23 protein-coding genes are annotated in these 24,916 nt (G+C 63.6%); 14 read left to right on the top strand and 9 right to left on the bottom strand.

Features of this window, described 5'->3' with window-relative positions:
• The first annotated feature begins 93 nt into the window (after positions 1–93).
• The 3 genes from AB3X89_RS12030 to AB3X89_RS12020 all read left to right on the top strand — a co-directional run bounded on the left by AB3X89_RS12030 (position 94) and on the right by AB3X89_RS12020 (position 2,393).
• The gene (locus AB3X89_RS12030) at positions 94–729 is read left to right on the top strand and encodes a helix-turn-helix domain-containing protein (RefSeq protein ID WP_368583467.1); all 636 of its coding nucleotides are present in this window, start codon (positions 94–96) and stop codon (positions 727–729) included.
• A 67-nt stretch (positions 730–796) separates the two neighbouring features.
• Positions 797–1,195: a DUF2471 family protein gene (locus AB3X89_RS12025; protein ID WP_368583466.1), complete on the top strand. Its 399-nt coding sequence runs from the start codon at positions 797–799 to the stop codon at positions 1,193–1,195.
• Positions 1,196–1,310: 115 nt separating this feature from the next.
• The gene (locus AB3X89_RS12020; RefSeq protein ID WP_368583465.1) at positions 1,311–2,393 is read left to right on the top strand and encodes a tyrosine-type recombinase/integrase; all 1,083 of its coding nucleotides are present in this window, start codon (positions 1,311–1,313) and stop codon (positions 2,391–2,393) included.
• A 70-nt stretch (positions 2,394–2,463) separates the two neighbouring features.
• Here the strand turns inward: AB3X89_RS12020 and AB3X89_RS12015 are convergent, their stop codons facing one another.
• Positions 2,464–3,693 carry a DNA-binding protein gene (locus AB3X89_RS12015; protein ID WP_368583464.1) on the bottom strand — a complete coding sequence of 410 codons (1,230 nt, stop codon included), beginning with the start codon at positions 3,691–3,693 and terminating at the stop codon, positions 2,464–2,466.
• Positions 3,694–5,716: 2,023 nt separating this feature from the next.
• Here AB3X89_RS12015 and AB3X89_RS12010 point away from each other — a divergent pair.
• Complete coding sequence (locus AB3X89_RS12010; RefSeq protein ID WP_368583463.1) at positions 5,717–7,066, top strand: replication initiation protein; 1,350 nt, start codon at positions 5,717–5,719, stop codon at positions 7,064–7,066.
• A gap of 58 nt (positions 7,067–7,124) precedes the next feature.
• On the opposite strand, the gene AB3X89_RS12005 is transcribed toward AB3X89_RS12010, so the two are convergent.
• Positions 7,125–8,180, bottom strand: coding sequence for a ParB/RepB/Spo0J family partition protein (locus AB3X89_RS12005; protein ID WP_368583462.1), 1,056 nt, complete (start codon positions 8,178–8,180; stop codon positions 7,125–7,127).
• A gap of 24 nt (positions 8,181–8,204) precedes the next feature.
• Positions 8,205–8,867, bottom strand: a complete 663-nt coding sequence (gene parA, locus AB3X89_RS12000) for a ParA family partition ATPase (RefSeq protein WP_013092840.1) — start codon at positions 8,865–8,867, stop codon at positions 8,205–8,207.
• Between the two features lie 721 nt (positions 8,868–9,588).
• Between parA and arsC the strand changes: the two genes are divergently transcribed.
• The gene (gene arsC, locus AB3X89_RS11995; RefSeq protein ID WP_368583461.1) at positions 9,589–9,948 is read left to right on the top strand and encodes an arsenate reductase (glutaredoxin); all 360 of its coding nucleotides are present in this window, start codon (positions 9,589–9,591) and stop codon (positions 9,946–9,948) included.
• A 54-nt stretch (positions 9,949–10,002) separates the two neighbouring features.
• On the opposite strand, the gene AB3X89_RS11990 is transcribed toward arsC, so the two are convergent.
• The gene (locus AB3X89_RS11990; RefSeq protein WP_368583460.1) at positions 10,003–10,986 is read right to left on the bottom strand and encodes a sulfonate ABC transporter substrate-binding protein; all 984 of its coding nucleotides are present in this window, start codon (positions 10,984–10,986) and stop codon (positions 10,003–10,005) included.
• 282 nt (positions 10,987–11,268) lie between these two features.
• On the opposite strand from AB3X89_RS11990, the gene AB3X89_RS11985 reads away from it, so the two are divergent.
• Positions 11,269–11,559, top strand: coding sequence for a DUF1272 domain-containing protein (locus tag AB3X89_RS11985; protein ID WP_368583459.1), 291 nt, complete (start codon positions 11,269–11,271; stop codon positions 11,557–11,559).
• Positions 11,560–11,581: 22 nt separating this feature from the next.
• Here AB3X89_RS11985 and AB3X89_RS11980 read toward each other — a convergent pair whose 3' ends face one another.
• Positions 11,582–11,788: a zf-HC2 domain-containing protein gene (locus AB3X89_RS11980; protein WP_368583458.1), complete on the bottom strand. Its 207-nt coding sequence runs from the start codon at positions 11,786–11,788 to the stop codon at positions 11,582–11,584.
• Complete coding sequence (locus AB3X89_RS11975) at positions 11,775–12,383, bottom strand: RNA polymerase factor sigma-70 (RefSeq protein WP_368583457.1); 609 nt, start codon at positions 12,381–12,383, stop codon at positions 11,775–11,777. Before AB3X89_RS11975 ends, AB3X89_RS11980 begins: the two co-directional genes overlap by 14 nt.
• A gap of 452 nt (positions 12,384–12,835) precedes the next feature.
• On the opposite strand from AB3X89_RS11975, the gene AB3X89_RS11970 reads away from it, so the two are divergent.
• Positions 12,836–12,970 (top strand): hypothetical protein, encoded by a 135-nt coding sequence (locus AB3X89_RS11970; RefSeq protein WP_368583456.1) that lies wholly within the window; start codon positions 12,836–12,838, stop codon positions 12,968–12,970.
• Positions 12,971–13,051: 81 nt separating this feature from the next.
• On the opposite strand, the gene AB3X89_RS11965 is transcribed toward AB3X89_RS11970, so the two are convergent.
• On the bottom strand, positions 13,052–13,174 hold the full coding sequence (locus tag AB3X89_RS11965; protein ID WP_368583455.1) for a hypothetical protein: 123 nt from the start codon (positions 13,172–13,174) through the stop codon (positions 13,052–13,054).
• Between the two features lie 404 nt (positions 13,175–13,578).
• Here AB3X89_RS11965 and AB3X89_RS11960 point away from each other — a divergent pair, with 404 nt between their 5' ends.
• The gene (locus AB3X89_RS11960; protein ID WP_368583518.1) at positions 13,579–14,136 is read left to right on the top strand and encodes an NADPH-dependent FMN reductase; all 558 of its coding nucleotides are present in this window, start codon (positions 13,579–13,581) and stop codon (positions 14,134–14,136) included.
• 104 nt (positions 14,137–14,240) lie between these two features.
• Here the strand turns inward: AB3X89_RS11960 and AB3X89_RS11955 are convergent, their stop codons facing one another.
• Together AB3X89_RS11955 and AB3X89_RS11950 are read right to left on the bottom strand one after the other, a co-directional pair.
• The gene (locus AB3X89_RS11955; protein ID WP_368583454.1) at positions 14,241–15,413 is read right to left on the bottom strand and encodes a hypothetical protein; all 1,173 of its coding nucleotides are present in this window, start codon (positions 15,411–15,413) and stop codon (positions 14,241–14,243) included.
• Between the two features lie 236 nt (positions 15,414–15,649).
• On the bottom strand, positions 15,650–17,944 hold the full coding sequence (locus tag AB3X89_RS11950) for an ATP-binding protein (RefSeq protein ID WP_368583453.1): 2,295 nt from the start codon (positions 17,942–17,944) through the stop codon (positions 15,650–15,652).
• Positions 17,945–18,549: 605 nt separating this feature from the next.
• On the opposite strand from AB3X89_RS11950, the gene AB3X89_RS11945 reads away from it, so the two are divergent.
• From AB3X89_RS11945 to shc, 6 genes are all read left to right on the top strand, one after another.
• The gene (locus tag AB3X89_RS11945; protein ID WP_368583452.1) at positions 18,550–18,915 is read left to right on the top strand and encodes a response regulator; all 366 of its coding nucleotides are present in this window, start codon (positions 18,550–18,552) and stop codon (positions 18,913–18,915) included.
• The gene (locus AB3X89_RS11940; protein ID WP_368583451.1) at positions 18,908–19,531 is read left to right on the top strand and encodes a chemotaxis protein CheC; all 624 of its coding nucleotides are present in this window, start codon (positions 18,908–18,910) and stop codon (positions 19,529–19,531) included. Before AB3X89_RS11945 ends, AB3X89_RS11940 begins: the two co-directional genes overlap by 8 nt.
• Positions 19,528–20,478: a diguanylate cyclase gene (locus AB3X89_RS11935; protein ID WP_368583450.1), complete on the top strand. Its 951-nt coding sequence runs from the start codon at positions 19,528–19,530 to the stop codon at positions 20,476–20,478. Before AB3X89_RS11940 ends, AB3X89_RS11935 begins: the two co-directional genes overlap by 4 nt.
• A gap of 233 nt (positions 20,479–20,711) precedes the next feature.
• The gene (gene hpnD, locus AB3X89_RS11930) at positions 20,712–21,560 is read left to right on the top strand and encodes a presqualene diphosphate synthase HpnD (protein WP_368583449.1); all 849 of its coding nucleotides are present in this window, start codon (positions 20,712–20,714) and stop codon (positions 21,558–21,560) included.
• Between the two features lie 4 nt (positions 21,561–21,564).
• Positions 21,565–22,833 (top strand): hydroxysqualene dehydroxylase HpnE, encoded by a 1,269-nt coding sequence (gene hpnE / locus AB3X89_RS11925; RefSeq protein ID WP_368583448.1) that lies wholly within the window; start codon positions 21,565–21,567, stop codon positions 22,831–22,833.
• Positions 22,830–24,914 carry a squalene--hopene cyclase gene (shc, locus tag AB3X89_RS11920; RefSeq protein WP_368583447.1) on the top strand — a complete coding sequence of 695 codons (2,085 nt, stop codon included), beginning with the start codon at positions 22,830–22,832 and terminating at the stop codon, positions 24,912–24,914. The genes hpnE and shc overlap by 4 nt, the downstream gene beginning before the upstream one ends.
• The last annotated feature ends 2 nt before the right edge of the window (positions 24,915–24,916 follow it).

The raw sequence follows: 24,916 nt of genomic DNA, 5'->3' as shown, positions 1-24,916 counted from the left end.
CCTGTTATAGTCGGTTGTCAGCTTTATCGGATTTTTTCGTTTTTCCGAACTAAAATCCGGTATATCGAACAACTCTAAACGATAGGTCAGGAAATGGCAAGTTCGGGTACACGCCGCGCCGCGGCCACTGCGGCGCCCACCTCCGGTAGCGCGGCAATAACGCCGAATGCGGCGATTGCGGCGCCCCCGCGCGTCGGCGAGCAGATTCAGCGGCTGCGCGCCGAGCGGCGCATGACGCTCGACGATCTGTCGCGCGCGGCCGGCGTGTCGAAATCGATGCTGTCGGAAATCGAGCGCGACAAGGCCAATCCGACGATCGCGGTTGCCTGGCGGCTGACCAACGCGCTCGGCGTGAGCCTGGATTCGCTGTTTGCGCCGCCGAAGTCGCCAGAGGCGATCGCCGTTTCGGGACCGCACGATATTCCTACGCTAAGCGGTCATGAAGCGAAATACCAGTTGCGTGTGTGGGGCCCCATCGAGCTGGCCGGCAAATTCGAGTGGTACGAGCTGACGCTGCAGCCTGGCGGGGCGCTGGTGTCGAACGCGCACGAGCCTGGCACGCGCGAGCATTTGACCGTGCTGCACGGCTCGATCGAAATCGACGCGGCCGGCGCGACGAAGCGGCTCAAGGTCGCGGACACCGCGCGCTATGTCGCGGATGAACCGCACGCGATCCGCAACGTCGGCAAGAGCGAGGCGAAAGCGCTGCTGGTGGTGATTCACGGCTAGGCCGTTCGGCCAGGTTGCGCCTGATACTGTATGTTTGTACAGTATCACGTGTCGATTGGAGCCGAGAATGAACAACCTGAAAACCGACCCTACCGATCAAACGCTCGCCGCACTGCGCTACCAGACCGCCGCGCGCGATCTCGAACATATCGTGCGCAGCATCGCTGGGCGCTACATCGTCAAACAGGTGCCGCTCACGTGGCGTCTGCTCCATGCCATCGAAGCCGAGGCGCTGGCCGATCTCGGTTTTGCCAGCCGGCACGACGCGCTGATGCTCGGGCTGTTCCAGCGCCCGTCCGATCTGCCTTATCCCGAAACGGATGACGGCGTGGATTTCGGTACGTCCAATGCATTGCCCGCCGTTTTTGCGTTTGCCGTCAATGCGTACGAGGAAGCCGCGCGCCGGGCGGCGCTGCCACGGCCGGTCGATGCGCCTTTGAAGCGCGCCAGGGCGTGGGGCGGCTGATGGTGGCGCCAGGTCGGGATGGCTCGGATTGTGATCCGTTCCTCGAAGTCGGCCGTGCTGCGGTGGGCGCCTACAATACGCGGACCGAACGGTGCAACTAACCGAAGGAATGCCCATGTCACCTCCCCATCTGTCCGACCCCGTTCCCCGTCCCGCGCCGTCTACCGATCTGTTCGATCAGCAACGCGAAGACTGGCGTCGCGACCCGCAGGTCGCGTTCGATGCGTGGCTCGCGAAGCAGCATTTCCGTCGCTCTTCGGCGTTGGTCTATCAGGCGCAGTGGGGGCAGTTTCTCGATTGGCTCGACGCGCGGCAACAAAACCTCGCGACGGTCGACACGCCCGCGATCGCCGAATTCGTCGCCAGCCTCGAGATTCGCAAAACGCAACGGGTCCGCTATTTACGGCTTATTGAGCGGGTGCTCGACCACGTGCGCGAGATCGAATCGGCGTCGATCAACCCGGCGCGTTTCATTGCTCAGGATGGGCAAGCCGCGTGGCGCAATGCTCGCGACAACGAGCCGACCGGGTTTCTCACGCATGCGGAACGCACTGCGTTGATCGCGCGATTGTTCGCGCCGTTGCCGGCCTTGTCGACCGCGCAGCGCTGGAGAGAGCGACGCGACCGCGCACTGATCGCCGTGTTTCTGGGCGGAGGACTGAAGACGGGCGAAGCGGGAGCACTTACGGTTAGTTGCGTGAGAGAGGGCTCGCCGTGGGTCACGATCGAGTCGCCGAATCCGATGCTGACGCGGCGCACACGTCTCGCGCCGTTCGCAACGGCGATTCTCGACGCCTGGCTCGCCGAACGTCGGGTAACGGAGTTGGCCGGCAACCTCGTGTTTCCCGCGTCGCCTTCCGGCAGGCCGATGCACAAGGCCACGATGCTGCGCGCGGTGGATGCGCTCGTCGACGCAGCGGGAATTGCCGCCTCGCGCCAATCGCGCGCGAGTCCGCAAACCTTGCGCAACACGTTTGCGGCAGACTTTTTCGAAAGCGGAGTGGAGGCCGAACAGGTCGGTCAATGGCTCGGCTTCGTGCAGGCGGTGTCCGCGAACCGGCTGTATCGCGCGTGGCAAACTTGGATGGATCAGCAGGATTCGCCCGCGGCACAGGAGCCCGATCCGGCGGCGGCGCCGTTGGCCGAGCCCCGGCGTGACGGGCGTTTTACGAGGAAAACGGGAGCCGGCGATCCCTGAAAGACCTCACCGTGACGCTCCCGAATTTCCTCACCTTTGACGTTTTTTCCGTTGGATTGGCCGTTTCTGGTTAACGGATCGTCTGCAAGGAGCGGGACGACGGCGCGGTGGACGCATCGTTCGACAGAAACTGGTTTACCGCCGCGAGCCGCGATTCGCCGAGGCCGGAAGAGTGCTCGCATTCCGGGCACAACAATTCGAAACGGTGATCGACCTGCGACAGCTCCGGCTCACCTTCCTCGCATTTCGGGCATCGCGCGGGCAGCGTCACGTGGCCGTCGGCCGCGGTGCCGATCATGCTTAACTCTTTGCTCGTGAGCCGCCCCTCGGTGACCAGTGAGCAAAGCAGCACGGCGATGGCCGGATCGATGCCCTGCTGGCCACGCAAGGCGGCGACTTCTTTGGTCAGCGCATCGACTTCGTCCGACTGCTCGCGCAGCTGCGCGTCGAGCCGGTCGCCGCGCGCCTTGGCGGCGGCAATCTGCTGAATGAACTCGAATTCCTTGCGGCTCGCGTCGCGCACGCCGGACTGATACGTCGCGGCCATGCTGCGAAGCGAATCGAGTTCGACCAGCATCGGCTTGACGCGCCGCTCCGCCTCGGCGACCGCATCCTTGATCTGCTGCGCATAGTGCTCGGTGCTTTGCCGCAATTCGACGTGCAACGCGTCGATCCGGTCGCGCAACGCCGCATTGGTGGCCTGCTCGTTTTCGAGCCGTTGCCGCAGCGCCTCGTTTTCCTGGTCGAGCCGGCGCGTGGTTGCCTGCATGCCTTCGAGATGAACGCTGCCGTGCGTCGTCGCGCTCGATAACTGGGCTTCGAGCGCGCGAACCCGCTCCCATGCGGCTTCGGCGCGCGCTTCGCTGCGCCTGATGGATTCGTCGGCCGCATCCCGACGAATCTCGGCGTCGCGTACGCGAAGTTCGGCCGCGCTGATCTGCGCGCGGATCTCTTCACGTTCGGCATCGAGCGACGCTTTGGCCTGCACGACCGCTTCTTCGAATAGCGCGCCCAGCAGTTCGCCGGCGCGATCTTCGAGTGCCTTCGGTATCGCGCCTGCGCCAACTTTGACCCGCGAAACGTGGCGGATGCGCTCCCAGAAATGATCGATGTCTTTCGGGATGTCGCTCGCGCTACCGGTTTGCGTGAGATCGCGCACGGCCGCCATCGATGGCCGGATGCCGAGATCGAAAAAGAGCCGTTTGCAGGCATGCAGTGACAGATCCTGGCGGCGCACGCCCTGCGCACGCATTGATTCAAGCTCATTGCGAATGGATTGCCGCTCCTGATCCAGATTCATGTTTACCTCGATGTGGCTCGAATTGGATGGATCATAACAATTTACGTAGTGTTTGCTACCGATTTATCAGTGGCGAACGGATTGGCGTTTACAGACGGAGTTTTTCAGGCAAATCGCGAAAGTAAACACGTCGGTGCCATTTTTTTCCGTGAAACAAAACGAAGAATAGCCAATAAGCCATTGTATTAGAAGCGCTTTGTTTGATTCTACGGGGATCACGCGGTGTTTCACGATAGATCTCCAATGGCTGTGGGTTGTAGGCCCCGTGTTTCACGGGACTCGCGGGGTGCATGGCTTGAGAGTAATAAAAGTAAACACCTTTGAACCCTTGTTAAAAACGTTAACGCCGCGGCAAACCCTTGTCTGGCGGGGCTTTCAGCCCGGCAAGGTGAAGCTTTGCGGGAGACTTGGTGAGAGTCTGCGGGAAACTCGAGTGATGAGGTTCGGGGAGTTCGGTGAGCGGGTCCGGGACGGAACGTGAGCGGGTTCAGGAAACACCGTATACGTGGGGTTCGGGCAAAGGTGAGGTTTTGCGGGACTTCATGGCCGCGAAGCACCCGACAGCCCTCATAAGTACTCGTTCGGTTGGAGCGACACCGAGGTGAGGGTTTTCGGGAAGCTCGCGAGCGGGGTTTTTCCGGACTTTTCTAACGTGGTTAACCGCTTTGGTGAGCCGTGGCGGGAGAAAACGCGAAACGGAGGTGAGATTTTTCGGGGCTCGCTGGCCAATTTTGCTTTGTTTTTGAGCATCCAGACGGCTGAGGTGAGGATTTACGGGAGCGAAGATGGATTGTCATGCGTCGACTACCCGAGAGACTGCCTGGCTGGAATCGCTCGCGATTCGAAAGGTGAGGGGATTCAGGGCGCCGGCTGATAAGCCAGCTCTGCGAGCTGGTTTGGGCGGCGATTTCCCCAAAGGTGAGACTTTTCGGGACGCTCTGGCCAGGGTTCTCGGCGTTAAGGTGAGGAAATTCGGGACCAAAATGAAGGCTGTGGGCCGGAGATGCCCGCCGGATGGCGATTCGCGGGAGTGGGTGAACCAGGTCTCTGACCACAAAGGTGAGGTTTTTCGGGAAGCTCGTGGAAGGCGGTGAAAAGTGCTGCGGTGCGAAAAAGCCGGCTTAAGGTGAGATTTTACGGGGTACCCATCCCTCGAACGTTCGGAGGCGTTGGCGCAAGTCATTGAAATTATGGGAATTTTTCCTTTTCCGCAGCAAAGGTGAGGGTTTTCAGGAGGTCTCAGTACACGGGCGTTTGGGCCTCCAGAAACCACAAAGGTGAGGCTTTTCAGGAGGTCACATTGGGGAAATGCGGTACTGGCGCGGCCCAAACGCGTATCGTGTTGTCCCGTGCCGCGGTGCTACGGTGAGAGTTTTCGGGAGCACCAGAGTGGTGAGGATTTGCGTGCGGCTCGACCTCCCCTTTTACGGCAGCTCGGACGAAGCTCAAAGTCGCAAACGGTGGTTAGCGGCGGCAGGGTTCTCGGCGGTGATGGGTGAGTCGTCAGTAGAGGCGCCACGCAGTCGTACGTCGCGCCCGGCGATAGCAAGCCTGATGCACTGTCAGTAAGGCTCACGAAGCGCTTGGCGCTGGTCTGCACCGCGCTTCGAGTCCGATACCGGGCACGGATTACATCAATTGATCCGGATTTTGCGTCGCCCGGCAGCCCGCGAGAATCGACGAAACCGTCGCAAGGCCGCACGACGAAGTCCTCGGCTGCCCAGACATCGTCCGTTTACATGACGTCCCGAAAAAACCAGCGAAAATTTTTGAGGTGAGAAGATTCGGGATCAAGTGCTCCCCGTTCCGGTATGCAGCGAAACGGGCCCGATTCGCAAACGCCGCGACCGGCAAGGATAGTCCGATCCTGGTGACACGCAGCTGAGGTGAGGGTTTTCGGGACTTGCTCGAGGTGAGGTGCGCTTCGTAAACTCGCTTCACCGGCAATGGTGAGATGCACGCTATAGACGCGTATCACCACAGCCGGTATGCTCTCGCGAAATCCCCTCCCTCACCCCGACGCATGGCCACGAAGCGCGCGAAAAAGACCGATGTTGTCAGCCCGAGCTCGGCTGAGCTGCGCAAAGCCGTCGAGGCAATCGCGATCCAGCCCAAGAGCGGCAAGATCACGTTGCTCACGCGCAAGCTCTTTAACGTGTTGCTCGCGGTGGCCCAGCAAGCGGATGAATCGGGCGACACTTATCGGGCGCTGCTGTCCGACATCGTCGCCAATTCCGCCTTCGATTCCAATGACACCGCGCTCGTCAAGGAACACCTGCGCCGGATGGTGTCGGTGCAGGTCGAGTGGAGCACCGGCACCTCGAGTCAGAAGCCCGGCCGCAAATGGGGTATTTCGACGCTGATCGCGGACGCGGAAATTCTCGAAGATCCGACCACGCGTCGCGTCTGGGTCGAGTTTTCGTTCGCGCCGAAGATCAAGAAGAAACTGCTCGATCCCGTTCAGTATGCGCGGCTGAGTCTGCAGTTCCAGAGCCAGTTGCGCAGCAGCGCGGGCCTCGCGCTCTACGAGATCTGCGTGCGCTACCTGACCAACCCGAGCCATCTGACGATGCGCGAGACCTGGGAATGGTGGCGGCCGATTCTATCGGGCACGCCGGATACCGAAGCCGGCGACGAGGCGAAGCGCGAGTACAAGTATTTCAAGCGCGACTATCTGCGCCCGGCCATCGCCGAGGTCAACGCGGTCACGAACATTTTTGTCGAGCTGATCGAGCATCGCGAGGGTCGGCGCGTCGCCGAAATCCAGTTCCGCGTGACCGAGCGCAAGCAGCCGATGCTCGCGCTCGACGAACATCCGAACGTGTTCGACAGCACGTTGGTCGACCGGATGGTGAAGATCGGCATTCCGCTGAAGGAAGCGCAGACGCTTTACGCGGACAGCGAAGAGAACCGGATCCGCGCCGCGTTGCAGATGACCGAGCAGCGGATGCGCAGTACGTCGCTGCCGCCGGTGCGTAGCGCGCCGGCGCTGTTCAAGGATGCGTTGAAGAAGGGCTATGCGCCGCCGGTCGAGGCGCTGCCGGCAAGTGGCGGCACCAGCAAGTCGGTGGCGTCGCCGGCCGACGATCTGAAGGCGCGTCTGCTCGGCGAATACTCGGCTTACCGTCGCAAGCAGGCCTACGAGTTGTACAACGAACAGGGCGAGTCGGAGCGCGATATCGCGCGGCAGTCGTTCGAGGAAGAAGAATTGCCGGGGCTCGGCACGCACATGCGCGACGACTGGCGGCGTCGCGGGCTCGATTCGAAGATCGTGGAAACGGCGTTCTTCGACTGGCTCGCGCGCAGGACCTGGGGCGAACCTACCGATGGCGATCTGCTCGCCTTCACCCTTAACCAGTCGCGCGCGGCCTGATGGGTCGAAACGGCCTTTGAAAGGAAAGGGGCGGTGCGGGCGCACCGCCTCTCACGTCTTACTTCAGCATCTTCTCAATCTGCCGCAGGATGTCGTCACGCTTTTCACGCGTGAGGCCTTTCAGGCGCAACTCGAGTCGGTCGTCCCCATATGACTTCAGATCGCCGACCGACACACCACCAAGCTTGATTTCCAGACGTTGCGCATAGCGCTGCCGGCCCGCCGGTTTGGCGCTTTCCTGCGCGGTCGCGCGCCCTTTGACGATGTCGGCGACCTGTCGTGTGCTCAGATCGTCGGAAAGGATCCGGTTGATCAGTCGCAGCGTCGCGTCCGCGCCGCGAGCGGTGTGATAGCGGCCGACCTGATACGCCATGTTCGAGCCGAAGCGGTCAGGGCGCGCGACCATCTCCTGCATCACGGTTTCCGGCAGCTTGGCGATGGACAGCGCGACTGCCACCGTCGATTCGTCGAGCCCGAGATGTTCGGCCAGTTCCTTCTGGCTCTGGAAATGGCGCTCGTCGAGAAAGCGTCGCCACACGATCGCGTTGTCGAACACGGTCTGCGAGTCACGCTGCACGTTGAGGTCGTAGCCGAGCTTGTAGCTCTGGATGCCGATTGGCAGATCGATGACGATCGCCTTCACCGACTCCTTGTTCGCTTCTTTCAGCGCGCGCACGCGTCGGCCGCCGTCACTGACGAAGTAGGTGCCAGGGTTGTCGTAGTCGGGAATGACGTGAATCGCCTGCTGCTGTCCCTGCTTCGCCAGATTGACGGCAAGCTCCGCAATCGACGACTTCACATAGAAATACCGTGGATTGAACGGGCTCGGCTTGATGGTCTTGAGCGCCAGTTCGATGACCTGGCCGGGACGATAACCGTGCTCGAGCCGCCATGCGCGGTAGGCCGCCGATTCGTTATCCGGATCAGGGATCTCGGCATCCTGCAGACGCGACGGTACGACGGCCGGAATCGGACGCCCGGCGATCGTGGAGTTTTTCGCGTCATTTTTAACCAAGCCGTCGATCGCATTCAGACGGTCGAGCGCTGTGCGCTTTTCGCTGCTGGTCGTGTCAGGACGTGCTTGAAAGCCTTTGGCGAATTGGGACGGTTTCATTCAGGGTCCTTTATGCGCATAAATTCACGGGAGCAAGGCGGCGATCTCGTTGGCGCACGCCCGTACTTCGAGCGCGGCGAGCTTGGCGCCGCGATCGTTCATCTGAAGCACCGTTTGCCCCAACGCCATTGCCTGCTTGTAGGCTTCGCGCGTGGGAATCTGGGTCTTGAGGAGAGGGAAGCCGAGTTCTTCGAGCGCGCGCTTCAGTTCGCGCGTCAGCATCCGTTTCTCTTCTGTCTTGTTGAGCAGGAACACGGCACGCAGGTCTTCGTTCATGACCTGCGCCTGCTGAACCAGTTTGACGAGGCCGATGCTCGACCAGTAGTCGGCGGGGGACGACGAAGTTGGGATCACCGCGACGCTCGCTGCAAGCAGTACGACGCCGGAGACTTTTTCGGTAATGGAGGGCGGGCAGTCGACGACGATGATGTCGTAGTCAGCCACGAACTTCTTGATCTCGCGATGGATCTGGCTGCCTGCTTCGGACAGGTTGACGACGGCGAATGGAATACCGATGTCGCCGTCGGACGCAGCGCTCGCCCAGTGGATCAGAGTGTTTTGGCCATCCGCGTCGACGACGAGAACGCGTTTGCCTTTCTCGTGAAATGCAGCGCCGAGATGCATCGCGATGGTGCTCTTCCCGACCCCGCCCTTCTGCTGTGTTACCGCGATGATTTCTGCCGCCAAATTTCACCTCCTCTTTTTAGACGCAAATGGATTTTACCTGGTTGAATTGCTATTTCAAATGATTTGAGTAAGCGAAATTCGGAAATAGGCCATTCGGCAGAGGGTTTATGCGCATAAAGAGGCATCAAGGGTGTGCTCGAGGGCTTACGGCTCTATAAGAGCGCGGACTGAGGCTAAGCGTTGCTGATCGCTATCCCTCGGAGGGGACGGGAGGAAAGGAATGAGCGCTCAAGTACTGCGTGCTCAGTCGCGGGCGACTGGTCGCGTGATTCTCGAGTTGATCTCGCTGAGAAGGAACGCGCGCATCAGAGCGACCAAGGGGCCGCAGACTTTATGCGCATAAAGCTCGCGTGGAAATTGGCCTGCAGGGGAGCATTCGCCATGGATTCGTCCGACGCCGCTCCTCCCCGAACTTGGCAGGAGCGGCCAACGTGCCGCAGGCGGTTCATCAGCAATGGCATATAGGTCGTCGTTTGTATCGCGCCCGCGTAAGCGGGTCAGAGGAGTGACGAGAGCTCACGCTGCAAGCGTTAAACGATACCGACTCACCCCGGAAGAGCGCATCGGTTTATGCGCATAAACCGACCCACCCCATCGTTCGTTCGAACAACGCGCATGCCGCGCAATCATCCCCCGCCACGCCACCAAGTCACCCGCTAAAATTCCCGAACCCGTCTAACCGTCACAGCAACCTTCAACGGCGCAAGCCCTGAACCAAGCCATGATCACCATCTACCACAACCCACGCTGCTCCAAATCGCGCGCCACCTGCGAACTCGTCGCGAACACCTACAACTCCGCAAATGAAGCGACGGAAATCGTCGAATATCTGAAGAGGCCGCTGACCGTCGCAGAGCTCAAGAATCTCAATGCTCAACTTGGCTGTCCGGTCCGCGAAATGATCCGCGACACCGAGGCCGAATATAAAGAACTCAATCTCGCCGACCCGTCGCTGACTGACGCCCAGCTCTATGAAGCATTGGCGAAGCATCCGATTCTGTTGCAACGACCGATCGTCGTGAGAAACGGGCGTGCCGTGATCGGCCGCCCGCCCGAAAATGTCGCCGCGCTTTTCCCCTGATCGCGCGAGCTTCAAAGTCAACCGACGTGCGCAATGCGACCTCGAACTGCTGAGCTAGGCTTTGCCCGACAGCGCGGCATCCTTGGTCACGATTTTCGTCGGGATCAGGCGCAGTTCGGTGAACGTGTCCGCAATGCGTTGTTGTTCCGCAAGCACGTTCGCGTCGACGGGCTTATAGATGTGCGCGTAATGGCGCAAGCCTGATTCAATCACGCTCGCGTCGAGCCCTTGAATCGGCGCGAGTTGTGCGGCGGCCTCGCTGTAATGGCCGCGCACCCACTCCCCTTCCTTGCCGACTTCATCGATCACGATCGCAAGAACGTCGCCGTTCTGTTGCGCGAAGGGTCGCGCGCTCAGAAAGAACTGGTGGTGACTAACGATACCTTCGGCATCGGCAAGCAGCCGCGCGTTCGTCTGCCTTTTGGCGGCTTCGAGAAACGGATCCCAGATAGCCCACGCATCGACCGCACCGCGCTCGAAGGCCGCGCGTGCATCGGCGGGCGGCAAATACACCGGTTGGATCTCGCTGAACTTCACGCCGTTTTTTTGCAACGCGGCGACGAGAAACCAGTGCACATCGGAGCCCTTGTTCAGTGCAACCTTCTTTCCCTTCAGATCGGCCAAGGTTCTGATCGGCGCGTCCGGATGCACGAGAATGCCTTCGGCGTGCGGCGTCGGAATTTCATACGCGGTATAGACGAAATTGGCGCCGGCGGCTTGCGCGAACACGGGCGGCGCTTCGCCCACATAGCCGAAGTCGATCGCGCCGACGTTCAGCCCCTCCAGCAGTTGCGGCCCCGCCGGAAACTCCGTCCATTTGACCGTGATGCCGAGTGGCGCGAGCCGCTTTTCGAGTGTGCCGTGCGCCTTCAGCAATACCAGGGTGCTCGCGGCTTTCTGATATCCGATGCGAAGTTCTTTCGCATGTTCATCGGCGGCAAATGCGGTGGTGGAGAAGACCGGCAACGCGGCGGCGGCCAGCGTTGCACCTACGCCGGCGAGAAACGTACGGCGCGTCAGCAGCGGATCACGGGACATGAGAATACTCGTCGAAAGAGAATTTGACGGACACCAAGGCTGGTCCGATTGGCTCCGACGATAATTCGTCCGCCCGCCTGGACGAACCGATAAATTCGCATAAGCAAATCATTCGGCAGTAGCGAAGCATTGTCTAACGCCGAGTGCGCGCCCCATCCCCTCCCGCTACAATCGACCGGCATTACAGCGGCAGCGGCCGGCAACGCGCGGCTGCATCCATCCTCTCGCGACGCCAGGCAGGAAAACCGCGCCCCGCGTTGCCAACGACAGGAGCACCCCGTCATGCTTGAATTGCGACCGACCTGCGAAGGCTGCGGCAAGTCACTTCCGCCGAACGCGCCCGACGCGATGATTTGCACCTACGAGTGCACGTTCTGCGAGGTCTGCGCGCTGACCAAGCTGCGCAACGTGTGTCCGAATTGCGGCGGCAATTTCGCGCCTCGGCCAATCCGCACCCGTGCGCAACTCGCGAAACATCCCGCGCGTGCCGATGCGCATCCCGTCGGCGTCGACGAAGCGTCGCACGCCCGCTTTTTCGAACGCTATCGCGACGTACCGCCCGGCGAGCGCTGAACCGCGAAGGCAAAGCGGCAAATCACTCGTCGCCGCTCACCGCTCCATCGGCGCTCGCGATTCCGCTCGCCACATGCGCGGCGACCCGCAGCAGGCGGATATGTTTGCGATAGTTCCGGCACCCGCTGCAGGTCGGCAGATGCAGGCGGATCGCGAGCCATTCGCCAGTCGACAGCGAGCGGTCGAGCGCGTCGGATAGCAGCCGCGTGATGTCTTTACACTTCCCCATTCGCGTCCTCGCTGGATAGGCCCTTTTCGCTCAGGCACGTGCGCAGCCGCAGCCGCGCGCGATAGATCAGCACGCTGCAATGATTCGCGTTGATTTGCAGCTCGGCACAGATCGCCGCGATGTCGAGGTCGAGAAACTCCCGCATCATGAACACGCGTCCGATGTGCTCGGGCAAATGCTCGAGGCACATTTCGAACAGCGTCCAGAACTGCTGCTGGCGCAGTGCGGTTTCCGGTGTCGGCCATGGACGCGGTTTGGTCTCGCGCGACCAGTGGCCGTTGTCCTTGAAAAGCTCGCGATCGAGTAACGCTTCGCCATCGATCTCCGCTTCGAGCGACGACAGATTGACCGTCCTCTGGCGCGCCCGCAGCGTGTCGACGAGCTTGTGGCGCAGGATGCCGAACACCCAGGTCTTGTGCTCCGACTGTGCGGCGAAACGCGCGGCCTGCATCCACGCGGCGGTCAGCGCTTCCTGCACGGCGTCCTCGGCGGCTGCGGCATCGCGCAATTGCAGACGGGCGAAGCGCACGAGGTCGCGCCGCAATTGCGCGAGATAGATGGGATCGTCGAGCGATGGGCCGCCTGGCTGCGTCACGGCGTGCCCCGTCGCTGCGCTGCCGGCTGTGGGTGTTGCCTTGAAACGTCGTGATTCATGAGCGGATGGTCGTGCTCGCGCGATTTGCGGATGCGTGCGCCATTCTCTCTCACGTTCGTGCCCTAACGAAGCGGTATTGAACATATACCCCTCGGCAATCGATGTCCCAAAGGAACTTGGTCGCGCGGCGCGGCGGCTTATGACAGCGGCAATTAATTGTTGCAAGAAATGATAAGTCGAGCCTCCGCGCCAGCAAGCTTGGACTCGGACTATCGCTCAATCAACGCGTCGCGGTCGATCACCAGTTCCGCGCGCTCAGGCAGTAGCGATTATTTCAGTTTATAAAAAAATATCTTCTCATCTTCGCTGTTTGTGGACGCGGACCCGCTCGCTATTCTTCACGCCATCGATCGCATCAGATCGCGCAACGATACGCAAACGAGGTCCCGACCATGAAACGCATTTTCTCCGCCCTGATCGCTTCGGCCGCACTGTTCGCAGCCGCTTCGAGCGTCGCTCATGCCGACGCTCCGGCTTCGACCTGCAACGGCCCGAAGTCGTACTGCAACGTATTTTTCGGCAACTGATCGCACGTCGACATACGCAACACGCAAGCAAAAGAAAAGGGCGCCGGCAACGGCGCCCTTTTTGCATTCAGCGATCAACCCCTAGCGGCTCGGCGCCTTGCCTCCGCCATCGAGCCCGGCGCCCGTACGCCACACCTGTTTGCCTTGTTCCGACAGCTCGCCGCAGCTATGCGTGGCATCGGCTTCGACGCCGTCGACGGCCATCTTGCCACCCGCCGGCTCCTGCGCGCGCTGCCGCGCTTTCTTGCGCGCGCTGCCGCGCTTTCTTGCGCGCGGCGACCGCTTCGTCGTGGGATTTTCCTGCGTAGTCGAGACTCATGATCCGGTCCTCCAGAAGGTCGGTGGTGTCCATTTGCCTCAGATCGCCCTGGCCCGAAGGCATGCTTGATTGACAAGGCAAAAGTTCTACTTATCCACAAGGTTATTCAGCGATTCTGTGGATAACTTTTCGAGTTGCGAGGTTATCCACCGAAAGGTGCCGCAAGAACCCTTCCCGATCCGTTATCGCCTCGCCAAATCCGCCAGTGGCCAGGCGTTTCACGCGGCTTTTGCCTATCATGAACAGTCCTACTCTCTGCGCGTCGAGCGCACTAACCGAGGAAGCGAACATGGCCTATCACATTGCAGTGGTCGTCGGCAGCCTGCGGCGGGATTCGTTCAATCGCCAACTGGCTCAGGCGGTGATTTCTCTCGCTCCAGCCGATTTCACCTTCGAATACATCGATATCGGCTCCCTGCCGCTGTACTCACAGGACTACGACGCCGACTATCCGGAAGCCGGCAAGAAGCTCAAGGAGCGCGTGCAAGCCGCGGACGGTCTGCTGTTCGTGACGCCCGAATACAACCGCTCGATGCCGGGCGTGCTGAAAAACGCGCTCGACTGGGGCTCGCGGCCGTGGGGCACGAACTCGTGGGGCAACAAGCCGGGCGCGGTGATCGGCACCTCGGTCGGCGCCACCGGTACGGCGCTCGCGCAACAGCATCTGCGCAACGTGCTCGCCTATCTCGACGTCGCGACGATGGGGCAGCCAGAGGTGTTCATCAAGCACGATCCGTCGGTGATCAACGAAAAAGGCGAGATCGTCAACGAAGGCACGCGCAAGTTCCTGCAATCGTTCATGGACCGCTACGTCACGTGGATTAAGCGGCATGGGGCGGTGGCGTAATCGAGACTTAGCGGCGCTGACCGCGCCCTGACCATCCGCCGAAGCAACGAGGACACGGCGCGCGCCGCGCGAGGCGGCCGCGCCCGTCTCGCCCGCGGCATCACCTATACGTGGTGATGCCCGGTCACCCGCTCCCACCCATGCCGCACCGCGAGCTTGAAGCGCTCCCACGTGCTCTCCGGAGACGTGGTTTCCCAATGGCGGCGAGCTTCGGGCTCGATCTCTTCCCACGGACGATCGCGGAAGCGCGCGTCGCGACCGATCTCCGCGCCGTAGCGATAGGCCGGCACGTAGTCTTCGTAGCGCGCGTTCGCGGCTGCGTACTGCTCGTCGTAGTGCGTGCGGAAGTCTTCTTCATACTCCAGATATTCGTTCGGCATCTGCGCGCCGGGACCGGTGCCCGGCTGTCCGCCTTCCGGGACGATGTCGGACGGCTGGGGCTGCATCACCGCGCCCGAACCCGGCACGGAGCCGGCGGCGATCGCGCTGCGTCCCACATCGCCGGTGAGAGGATCGGCGATGGGTTCGTTGACCGGATCGCTCGTCGGCCGATCGCTGATCGGCGGCGGCGCGAACGGCTCGGCGGCCGCGCCGATGTCCGCCGGCGGCATGGCGGTCAGCGGATCGGGGCGCGGAGGAGCAGGAGGAGGCACGGTGTCGGGCGCGCTCGTACCGGTTGCCGAAGTGGCGCTCGTGGCGCCGGCGATTCCGGTCGATTCGCTGATGCCCGCCGCACCCGTTGCGCCGCTACTCGAACTCACACTTGCCCCCGGTGTTGCCCTGGTGTCCCGCATGCCCGGCGTCGCACCCGCCTCGGTGGTCACGCTCGAGGTACGCGGCGTACCCGGCATCACCGCGCCGATGCCCAGCTCATCGAGCACCGAGTGGTCGCGGCTGGAGGCGACTGGGGTGTCCGCCTCGGGCAGGCGGTCGCCGATATCGGTCGCGCCGAGCCGCACGAGCGTGTTGCGCGCCAATTCCGCATGCGACTGGCTCGCGGCATGAACGCACACGAGCACCGCTCCACGCCGCATCGCCTCGGCATAACGGGCGGTGTCCGACGGACGCGGCCCAGTCGAGAACAGGCTGGCGAGAAAGCGCTCGATATTCGCGAGTACGCCCGCGTTGGCGACTTCGCTGGTGGCCGAGCCAACTGATGGTTCGGCGTTCGCCTGCAACTCGATCTTCTCGCGCGCAAAACCGGTTTGCACGAGCGTGTCGCGGGCGGTTTCAGCCTGCACGTAAGTGTCGAATAAACCAATCACGAGATGTTGCATGGTTGTCTCCCGACATGTTGTGCTGGAACGGGCGGCACCCGAGGCGCCGTCCCCTTGCCGTCTTCGGGCACGCAACGATCATGCCCCCGCACCGACGCGCGACGGCGCTGCGTCCCGTGCACGGCCGCGATGCCCGCCGCGCTACGCATCGCGCGGACTCGCGACGAACGAGGCGCTGCGTGTGAGCGCCGCGCTTTTTACAAGTTCTGGTAAATGACGCCGGGACGTCGCGGACGTCAGGTATCGGCCGGATCCGTGGCGGTATCGGCGCTCGTCTGCACGGCGTTGCGCTGGATCGTTTCGAGCAGCTGTTCGAGCAGTCCGATATCGAACGGTTTGGACAGCACTTGCACGTTCACGTGCCGCGCGCGGTCGAGCTCTTCCGCGTAGCCGGTGACGAGAATCACCGGCAGCGGCGGGTCGAATCCGAGCACCGCTTCGGCCAGGTCGATGCCGTTCATCTTGCCCGGCATGTGAATGTCCGACAGCAGCAGATCGAACGGCAGCGGCTCGCCGGTGTCCGCACGCTTCGCGCGGGCATCGTCGAGCACGCGCAGCGCCGTGTCGGCGTTGAACACGCAGCTCACCTGGTGGCCCATCATCTGCAGCAGCGCCTCGGTGCCGGCGGCGACTTCTTCGTTGTCCTCGACCAGCAGCACGCGCAGACCGTGCGGCGCGTCGCTCGCGGGCGCGAGCGCTTCGGCGGGTCCAGCCGTCTGCGGCTCGCTCGACGCGCGCGGCAGATAGAGCCGCACCGCGGTCCCCGCGCCGATCGCGCTGTCGATTGCCGCGAGCCCGCCTGAGCCCTCGCAGAACGCAAACACCTGCGGCAACCCGAGCCCCGTGCCCATGCCTTTGGACTTGGTCGTGTAAAGCGGCTCGAACGCGTGCGCGAGCACCTCGGGCGCCATGCCGGCGCCGGTGTCCTCGAGCGACAGCTGCACGAACTCGCCGGTCAGCGGAAAGCCGTCCTCGCGGCGGAACACGACGTTGCTCGCGCGCGCGGTGAAGCGCCCGCCGTTGGGCATCGCATCGCGCGCATTGACGGCGACGTTGATCAGCGCGAGCTCGAGCTCGGCGACGTCCACACGCACCGGCCAGGTATCGACGCCGCTATCGATCACGAGCGACACCTTCGCGCCGAGCGACGCGCGCAGCAGCTCGCGGCAAGACGGCAGCCAGCGTTCGAGCGACAGCGTCTCGGTGCGCAGCGGCTGCTTGCGCGCGACGCCGAGCAGCTGCCGCGTCAGCGACTGCCCGCTCTTCAACGCGCGCTCCATCGCCGACAGTTCGCGCTCCAGTCCGCCGACGCCGCGCCGTCGCACGATCTGCACGTTGGCCGACAGGATCATCAGCAGGTTGTTGAAGTCGTGCGCGACGCTGCCGACCAGCGTGCCAAGCGCTTCCATCTTGCGCGACTGGCGGTACGCGGATTCGATCGAGCGGCGCATCGATGCCTCGGCCTGCCAGCGCTGCCACGCTTCCTCTTCGGCGCCGAGGCGGCGCAGCGACAGCCAGATCACGCACCACAGCACTATCGACGGTGTGAACATCGACAGGATCAGCACGCTCAGGTGCCTGTACCAGGCGGCCCAGATCGCCGACGTGCGATAGCCGCACAGCACGTAGACCGGATACGAGCCGACGTGCCGGAACGCGACGATCAGGTTGCCGTCGGCGAAGCTCGAGTGCATCCGCACGACGCCGGAGCGCTGCCCGCGCGAGACCGCTTCGGCGAACGGCGAATCCGATGCGAGCGCGGTCGGCTCGCGCGGGCCGCGTGGGTAATGCGCGAGGACCGCGCCGTCGGTGCGCACGAGACTCATGATGATCGGCGTGTCGTCGCTGTTGCCGAGCAGCTCGCGATAGAACGCATCGAAATAGCTGGGCCGCAGCGCGATCGACACGACGCCCGCGAACGAGCCGTTGGGTGCCTGACGCTCGACGCCCATGTTGAACACCTGCTCGCCGCTCACGTGTCCCGTCGTCACTTTCGACACATGTTCGAGCGCATTGCCGCCGCGGATGCCGACGAAATCGGCGCGCTGTTCGATCGAGCTCGCAGGCGACGGATAGACGCGGCTGCTCGCCAGCAGCGCGCCCTGTGCGCCGTAGATCGACACTGAGGCCACCTGCGGATAGCCGCCGCCCATCGTGCGCAACTTGTCGTGAATCGTGTGTTCGCGCGCGCGGATGCCGTCGTCGTCGAGGCCCTCGGTCAGATCGACGATGCGCGAGTTCAGCGTCTCGTTCATGTCGAACACCTTCAACGCGTGTTCTTCGGCGACCCGCACCGTGCGCAGCGCCAGCTCGGTCGCGTCGGCCTCGCGCGAGCGCAGATCGCTGAAAGCCATCGCGGCGACGTAGACGAACGGCAGCACGATCGCCACGACCAGCAGCGCGATCAGGGTGATGCGACGTACCTGGAAGTTCTGTTCCGGCACGGCGGGAAACGACGCGTCGTCCTGCTCGCGGGCAGGACGACCCGAAAGGCGGCCCGCTCGCACGGAGTCGACCTGGTCTGATGTCATTGTCGTTGACGCGAAAAGTCGTTCGAATGTGGCAGCCCCGTATCGGGCCATTGCCGGCACCATGCCGCCTTCAGAACAAGCATAGACGCAGCGCGGAAAAACTCGCCGCAAAGCGTCGGGGACGAGCGTCCACCGGACCGGCCGTTCTTTAAGAGCGGCTTTAAAACAGCGACGAATCGGGAAGCGCAAACGTACACAAAAGGATAAAGCTAAAAGAATGCTGGCTCGGACGATAAAACTATTTCTCAAATTAGCCTAGCGTGGAAACAGAACGTTACGGTCAGCGATTTCGGCGAGTTGCTTTTGCGCGGCTTTGCTTCGACAATCCTCGCCACGATAAAAGGCCGTTGCCACCTCTGTGCGCCGGATCGTCGAGGTCCGCCAAAACGCGTCCTGCCGCATTCGCACCCCTCTCGCCATAGGCAATTGCAATTCGACAGGCGCCACTGTACCTGGTCGCGCATCGGTCGGCATCACGCGAAGGCGTGCCGTCCTCCGCTGTCGGGACGAACAAAACGCAAACGACCAGGCGCGGAAAGCGCGCATACGAACGAGCCGATTCCTTTATTCGACCCGCCTAAAAAACCGCCCGACCCGCCGTTGCCATGCTGCCCATTGTGATCGCCGACGATTCGCTGCTCGCCCGCAAGTTGCTCACGAAGGCTCTGCCGCCCGACTGGGCCGTCGACGTGTCCTACGCGACGAACGGGCACGAGGCGCTCGCGCTGTATCGCGACGGCAAGGCCTCGGTGATGTTCCTCGATCTGACGATGCCGGACATGACCGGCTACCAGGTTCTCGAAGCGTTGCAGCACGAGGACCTCAACACCTTCGTGATCGTCGTATCCGCCGACGTGCAGCCGCTCGCCCAGGAGCGCGTGCGCGAGCTCGGCGCGATCGCGTTCATCGCCAAGCCGGTGACGCCGGAGGCGGTCCTGCCCATCCTCAAGGAGTACGGCTTGTATGTCTGAGCCCGCCTTCACCGAAGACCAGCGCGACGCGCTCCAGGAAATCGCCAACCTTGCGATGGGCCGGGCCGCGACGCGGCTCGCGGGACTGCTCGATTCGTTTATCGAGCTGTCGGTGCCGCGCGTGAAGATGGTCGCGGTGAGCGATGCTGCGCGCACGCTGCGCGAGATGACCCACATCGACGACACGGTCAGCGCGGTGCGTCAGGGCTTTCGCTCGGACATCAAGGGCGAGGTGCTGGTGATCTGTCGCAGCGACAGCATCGCGCAGCTGTGTTCGCTGGTCAGCGACCCGTACGCGCGTTCCAGCTACGAGACGATCGGCGAGCGCGAACTGATGCTCGACGTCGCGAACCTGCTGTCGGGTGCTTGCGTGTCGTCGATACTCGACCAGCTTGGCCGCACGCCGGTGTTTTCCGCGCCGGGCGTGCTCGGCGACACGCTGACGCTCGACGAAGTGTTCCAGCCCGGCGTGCTGCAATGGCAGGTGGCGCTGCTCGTCGAAGTGAACTTCGCGCTCGAACATCATAGTTTTCGCGCGCATCTGGTGATGCTGATGGCCGAAGACTCAATCCGTCACATGAACGAAGCGCTCGATGCGCTGCTGTCCAGTCTATGAATGTCCCAGTGGAATCGTTGAGCGACCTCGTAGTCGAGCGGGTCGGTTTTGGCATCTTCGTGCTCGATCGCGAACTGAACGTGCTGATGTGGAATCGCTTCATGCAGGACCATAGCGGCCTGCCGGCGGAGCAGGTGGTCGGCCGCTCGATCTACCAGAACTTTCCGGAGCTGCCGCGCGTGTGGCTGTCGCGCAAGATCGAGAGCGTGTTTCAGCTCGGCAGCTTCGCGTTCAGCTCGTGGGAGCAGCGCCCGTACCTGTTCAAGTTCGATCACGACCGGCCGATCACCGGCGGGGTCGACTTCATGCAGCAGGACTGCACGTTCATGCCGCTGATGCGCGATCGCGAAGTGGTGGCCGTGTGCGTGACGATCTCCGACGTGACGCATGTGAGCATCGTGCAGCGCGAACGCGAGGAGGCGGTTGCGAAGCTGCAGGAGTATGCGAATCGCGACGGGCTGACCGGCATCGCGAACCGGCGTTTTTTCGAAGCGCGGCTGCGCGACGAGTTCACGCGCTGGCAGCGCTATGGCGGCGACATGTCGATGCTGCTGTTCGATCTCGATCATTTCAAGCAGATCAACGACCAGTTCGGTCACGGCGTCGGCGATACGGTGCTGCGCGTGATGGCGCAGCGTGTCGCGGGTGTGGTGCGCGTGCAGGATACCTTCGGGCGCTTCGGCGGCGAGGAGTTCGCGCTGCTGCTGCCGTGCACACCGCTCGACGATGCGATGCTGGTGGCGGAGAAGATCCGTCGCGTGATCGAGGAAACGCCGGTCGAGCTGATCGGCACCAGCGTGCCGGTCACCGCGAGCCTCGGCGGCGCGTCGGCGCGCGAGGGCGTACCCGCGTACGACGTGCTGATCAACGAGGCCGACGCGGCGCTCTACAGAGCAAAGCGCCAGGGCCGCAACTGCGCGGTCGCGTTCCGGCTCGCGGGGGCGTGATTCGCTAGCGGGGGCGGCGCGGTTCCAGCCGGCCGCGCCCGGCGGCCTTTCTTTCCGTCCCCCATTGGCCGCCAAATCTGCGGTCACCGGCAAAGATTGCTATACTTTTCGCCGTTTCCGGCCGCCCAGCCGGATGTTTCGCGCGTGTCCGCGCGCGCGGGCACACTGCCCTGCGGGTCGGCATAAAAACCTCTTTGAACGCCTTTCAGCGGGCGCCTCCAGCGGAGATCGTCTTGGCTGTTTCCAATCTCGTCGTGGACGATACTGAAATCGACGCGGCTGCCGCCACGTCCGGCAGCTCGTTTTATCTCGCGATGCGCATCTTGCCGGCGGCGCAGCGCGATGCGATGTATCAGGTCTACGCGTTCTGCCGCGCCGTCGACGACATCGCCGACAGCAACCTGCCGCCCGCCGAGCGCGCGGCCGGGCTCGAGCAATGGCGCGCCGACATCGACGCCTGCTACGCCGGCCAGCCGCGCGCGTCGCTGCGCGCGCTGACGCGGCACATTCACATGTTTCATCTGCAACGCGAGGATTTTCACGCGATGATCGACGGCATGGCGATGGACGCCGCCGCCGACATCTGCGCGCCCGACGACGCCACGCTCGACCTGTATTGCGACCGCGTCGCGAGCGCGGCCGGCCGTCTGTCGGTGAGGATATTCGGGATGCGGGAGGAGCCGGGCCGGCAGCTCGCGCACCATCTCGGCCGCGCGCTGCAGCTCACCAATATCCTGCGCGATATCGACGAAGACGCCGACATCAACCGCTGCTATCTGCCGCGCGAACTGCTCGCGCGCGAAGGCATCGCTGCCACGAACCCGCGGCAGATCGCCGACGATCCGTCGCTGCCGCGCGTCTGCGCGACGCTCGCCGAGCGCGCGAAGCAGCACTTCGCCGAATCCGATGCGATCATGGATCGCGAGCCGCGCGCTCAGGTGCGTGCGCCGCGCATCATGTCGGGCGTCTATCGCGTGCTGCTCGAGCGTACGCTGGAGCGCGGCTTCGACGTTCCGCGCACGAAGGTCAGCAAGCCGAAGCTGCGCCTGCTGTGGATCGTCGCGCGTTACGCGCTTTTCTGAGCTGATGCCGAAGCTCGTCCACGTGGTCGGCGCGGGCGTGGCCGGGCTCGCCGCCGCTGTGCAGTTGCAGCGGCGCGGCGCGCGGGTCGTGCTGCATGAAGCGCAGGATTACGCGGGCGGCCGCTGCCGTTCGTACTACGACACGCAGCTCGGTGCGACGCTCGACAGCGGCAATCACATCGTGCTGTCGGCCAATGCCGCGACGCTGAACTACGTGCGCGCGATCGGCGCCGCCGACGAACTGGTCGGCCCCGCGCAGCCCGAGTATCCGTTCGTCGATCTGGCCACGCGGTCGCGCTGGAGCGTGCGTCTGTCGCCGGGGCGTTTGCCGTGGTGGATTTTCGACGCGCATGCGCGCGTGCCGAACACGGTGCCGACCGACTACCTGTCGCTCGTGCCGCTGCTGTTCGCGAAGCCGGGCCGCAGCGTCGCGCAGACGATGCGCTGTGACGGTCCGCTGTGGGACCGGCTGCTGCGGCCGCTGCTGCATGTGCTGCTGAATCTGGAGCCGCGCGACGCGTCGGCCGAACTGACCGGCGCGCTCGTGCGCGACACGCTGCTCGCGGGCGGGCTCGCGTGCCGGCCGCTCGTCGCGCGTAACGGTCTTGGCAGTGCGTTCGTCGATCCGGCGCTGCGGCTCCTGCAACATGGCGGCGCGACGATCCGGCTCGGTTCGCGTCTGCGCGACATCGTGTTTGCGGCCGACCCGGCGCGTGTACAGGCGCTGCATTTCGCCGATGAGAGCATCACGCTCGGCGCGAACGAGGCGGTGATTCTGGCGCTGCCGCCCGAAGCCGCGGCTGCGCTGGTGCCGGGGCTACGTGTGCCGACGCGTTTCGCGGCCGCACTGAACGTGCATTTCGCGCTCGAGCCGCCGTTCAATCTGCCGCAGATCACGGCGCTGCTGAACGGAACGGCCGAATGGCTGTTTGCGTTCGACGACCGCCTGTCGGTGACGCTCAACGGTGACGAGCGGCTCATCGACATGCCGCACGACGCGCTCGCGGCGACCGTTTGGGCGGAGGTTGCAGCGGCGGTGAACCTGCCGCTCGCGCCGCTACCGCGCTGGCAGGTCGTGATCGAACCGCGCGCGATGTTCGCCGCGCTGCCCGCGCAGGAGACGCTGCGACCGGGCACGCGCACTCGCTGGAACAATTTGCTGCTCGCAGGCGACTGGACGTCCACCGGCCTGCCCGCGATGCTGGAAGGTGCGATCCGCTCCGGCCAGAAGGCCGCGGATACGCTGCTGAATCAACCGATGGAACGCAGATGAACGACTTATCTCAAACGCAGCCGCTCGACGCGGTGCTGCCCGAAGCCGCCGACGCGGCGCCGAACCTGGCCGAAGCTGCCGTGGTTGCCAACGCGCCCGCCGTGGCGGACGCATTGGCAACCGCAACGCCGTCGCCGATGCAAACTGGCGGCGCGAGCCCGCTCGACGTGTCGATCACGCGCGCAACCGATGCGATCCTGGCCGCGCAGCAGCCGGACGGCCATTGGGTCTACGAACTCGAAGCCGACGCGACGATTCCGGCCGAATACGTGCTGCTGGTTCACTACCTCGGCGAGACGCCGAACCTCGAACTCGAACAGAAGATCGCGCGCTATCTGCGCCGCATCCAGTTGCCGAATGGCGGCTGGCCGCTCTTCACCGATGGCGCGCTCGACATCAGCGCGAGCGTGAAGGCGTACTTTGCGCTGAAGATGATCGGCGACCCGGTCGACGCCGAGCACATGGTGCGCGCGCGCGACGCGATCCTTGCGCACGGCGGCGCGGAACACGCGAATGTGTTCACGCGAATTCTGCTTGCCCTCTTTGGCGTGGTGTCGTGGCGCGCGGTGCCGATGATGCCGGTCGAGATCATGCTGCTGCCGATGTGGTTCCCGTTCCATCTGTCGAAGGTGTCGTACTGGGCGCGCACGGTGATCGTGCCGCTGCTCGTGCTCAATGCGAAGCGGCCGCTCGCTCGCAACCCGCGCAAGGTGCGCATCGACGAGCTGTTCCGCGGCGCGCCGGTGAACACCGCTATGAACGAGCGCGCGCCGCATCAGCACGCGGGCTGGTTCGGCTTTTTCCGCTGTGTCGATACGGTGCTGCGCGCGGTCGACGGCCTGCTGCCGAAGGCGAGCCGCGAACGCGCGATCCGCGCGGCGGTCGCGTTCGTCGACGAACGGCTGAACGGCGAAGACGGCCTCGGCGCGATTTTTCCGGCGATGGCCAACTCGGTGATGATGTACGACGTGCTCGGCTATCCGGCCGATCATCCGAACCGCGCGATCGCTCGCAAGTCGCTGGACAAGCTGCTCGTCATCAAGGACGACGAAGCGTATTGCCAGCCGTGTCTGTCGCCGGTGTGGGATACGTCGCTCGCTGCACACGCTTTGCTCGAAACCGGCGAGGCACGTGCCGAACAGGCGGCCGAACGCGGGCTTGCGTGGCTGCGTCCGCTGCAGATTCTCGACGTGCGCGGCGACTGGATTTCGCGCCGCCCGAACGTGCGGCCGGGCGGCTGGGCGTTCCAGTACAACAACGCGCATTACCCGGACGTCGACGATACCGCGGTGGTCGCGATGGCGATGCATCGTTCGGCTGCGCTCACGAAGTCCGATGTCGATCGCGAAGCGATTGCGCGCGCGCGCGAATGGGTAGTCGGCATGCAAAGCAGCGAAGGCGGTTGGGGCGCATTCGAGCCGGAAAACACGCAGTACTACCTGAACAACATCCCGTTCTCGGACCACGGCGCGCTGCTCGATCCGCCGACCGCGGACGTGTCGGGCCGCTGTCTGTCGATGTTCGCGCAGATCGGTGAGTTGCCGCAAGACAGCGAGCCGGCGCAGCGCGCGTTCGACTACATGCTGCAGGAGCAGGAGTCGGACGGCAGCTGGTACGGCCGCTGGGGCCTGAACTACATCTACGGCACATGGACCGCGCTGTGCTCGCTGAACGCGGCCGGCATGGCGCACGACGACCCGCGTATGCGGCGCGCGGTGCAATGGCTCGTGTCGATCCAGAACGAGGACGGCGGTTGGGGCGAGGGCGGCGAGAGCTACAAGCTCGACTATCGCGGCTACGAGCGCGCGCCGAGCACCGCGTCGCAGACCGCCTGGGCGCTGCTCGGGCTGATGGCGGCGGGCGAGGTCGATCACGATGCGGTGGCGCGCGGGATCGACTATCTGCAGCGTGAGCAGCGCGAGCATGGGCTGTGGGACGAAACGCGCTTTACCGCGACGGGCTTTCCGCGCGTGTTTTATCTGCGCTACCACGGCTATCGCAAGTTCTTCCCGCTGTGGGCGCTCGCGCGCTTCCGTCATCTGAAGCGCAATGGGCTCACGCGCGTCACGGTCGGGATGTGACG

This window comes from Paraburkholderia sp. BR14320 (assembly GCF_040948665.1).
GTDB lineage: Bacteria > Pseudomonadota > Gammaproteobacteria > Burkholderiales > Burkholderiaceae > Paraburkholderia > Paraburkholderia youngii.
Note: the sequence above shows the minus strand (reverse complement) of the source record. Positions and strands in the feature narration are given on the sequence as shown.

Coding starts and splice junctions, on each gene's coding strand:
- AB3X89_RS12030 (WP_368583467.1), top strand. CDS start 94: ATGGCAAGTTCGGGTACACGCCGCGCCGCGGCCACTGCGGCGCCCACC.
- AB3X89_RS12025 (WP_368583466.1), top strand. CDS start 797: ATGAACAACCTGAAAACCGACCCTACCGATCAAACGCTCGCCGCACTG.
- AB3X89_RS12020 (WP_368583465.1), top strand. CDS start 1,311: ATGTCACCTCCCCATCTGTCCGACCCCGTTCCCCGTCCCGCGCCGTCT.
- AB3X89_RS12015 (WP_368583464.1), bottom strand. CDS start 3,693: ATGAATCTGGATCAGGAGCGGCAATCCATTCGCAATGAGCTTGAATCA.
- AB3X89_RS12010 (WP_368583463.1), top strand. CDS start 5,717: ATGGCCACGAAGCGCGCGAAAAAGACCGATGTTGTCAGCCCGAGCTCG.
- AB3X89_RS12005 (WP_368583462.1), bottom strand. CDS start 8,180: ATGAAACCGTCCCAATTCGCCAAAGGCTTTCAAGCACGTCCTGACACG.
- arsC (WP_368583461.1), top strand. CDS start 9,589: ATGATCACCATCTACCACAACCCACGCTGCTCCAAATCGCGCGCCACC.
- AB3X89_RS11990 (WP_368583460.1), bottom strand. CDS start 10,986: ATGTCCCGTGATCCGCTGCTGACGCGCCGTACGTTTCTCGCCGGCGTA.
- AB3X89_RS11985 (WP_368583459.1), top strand. CDS start 11,269: ATGCTTGAATTGCGACCGACCTGCGAAGGCTGCGGCAAGTCACTTCCG.
- AB3X89_RS11980 (WP_368583458.1), bottom strand. CDS start 11,788: ATGGGGAAGTGTAAAGACATCACGCGGCTGCTATCCGACGCGCTCGAC.
- AB3X89_RS11970 (WP_368583456.1), top strand. CDS start 12,836: ATGAAACGCATTTTCTCCGCCCTGATCGCTTCGGCCGCACTGTTCGCA.
- AB3X89_RS11965 (WP_368583455.1), bottom strand. CDS start 13,174: ATGGCCGTCGACGGCGTCGAAGCCGATGCCACGCATAGCTGCGGCGAG.
- AB3X89_RS11960 (WP_368583518.1), top strand. CDS start 13,579: ATGGCCTATCACATTGCAGTGGTCGTCGGCAGCCTGCGGCGGGATTCG.
- AB3X89_RS11955 (WP_368583454.1), bottom strand. CDS start 15,413: ATGCAACATCTCGTGATTGGTTTATTCGACACTTACGTGCAGGCTGAA.
- AB3X89_RS11950 (WP_368583453.1), bottom strand. CDS start 17,944: ATGACATCAGACCAGGTCGACTCCGTGCGAGCGGGCCGCCTTTCGGGT.
- AB3X89_RS11945 (WP_368583452.1), top strand. CDS start 18,550: ATGCTGCCCATTGTGATCGCCGACGATTCGCTGCTCGCCCGCAAGTTG.
- AB3X89_RS11940 (WP_368583451.1), top strand. CDS start 18,908: ATGTCTGAGCCCGCCTTCACCGAAGACCAGCGCGACGCGCTCCAGGAA.
- AB3X89_RS11935 (WP_368583450.1), top strand. CDS start 19,528: ATGAATGTCCCAGTGGAATCGTTGAGCGACCTCGTAGTCGAGCGGGTC.
- hpnE (WP_368583448.1), top strand. CDS start 21,565: ATGCCGAAGCTCGTCCACGTGGTCGGCGCGGGCGTGGCCGGGCTCGCC.
- shc (WP_368583447.1), top strand. CDS start 22,830: ATGAACGACTTATCTCAAACGCAGCCGCTCGACGCGGTGCTGCCCGAA.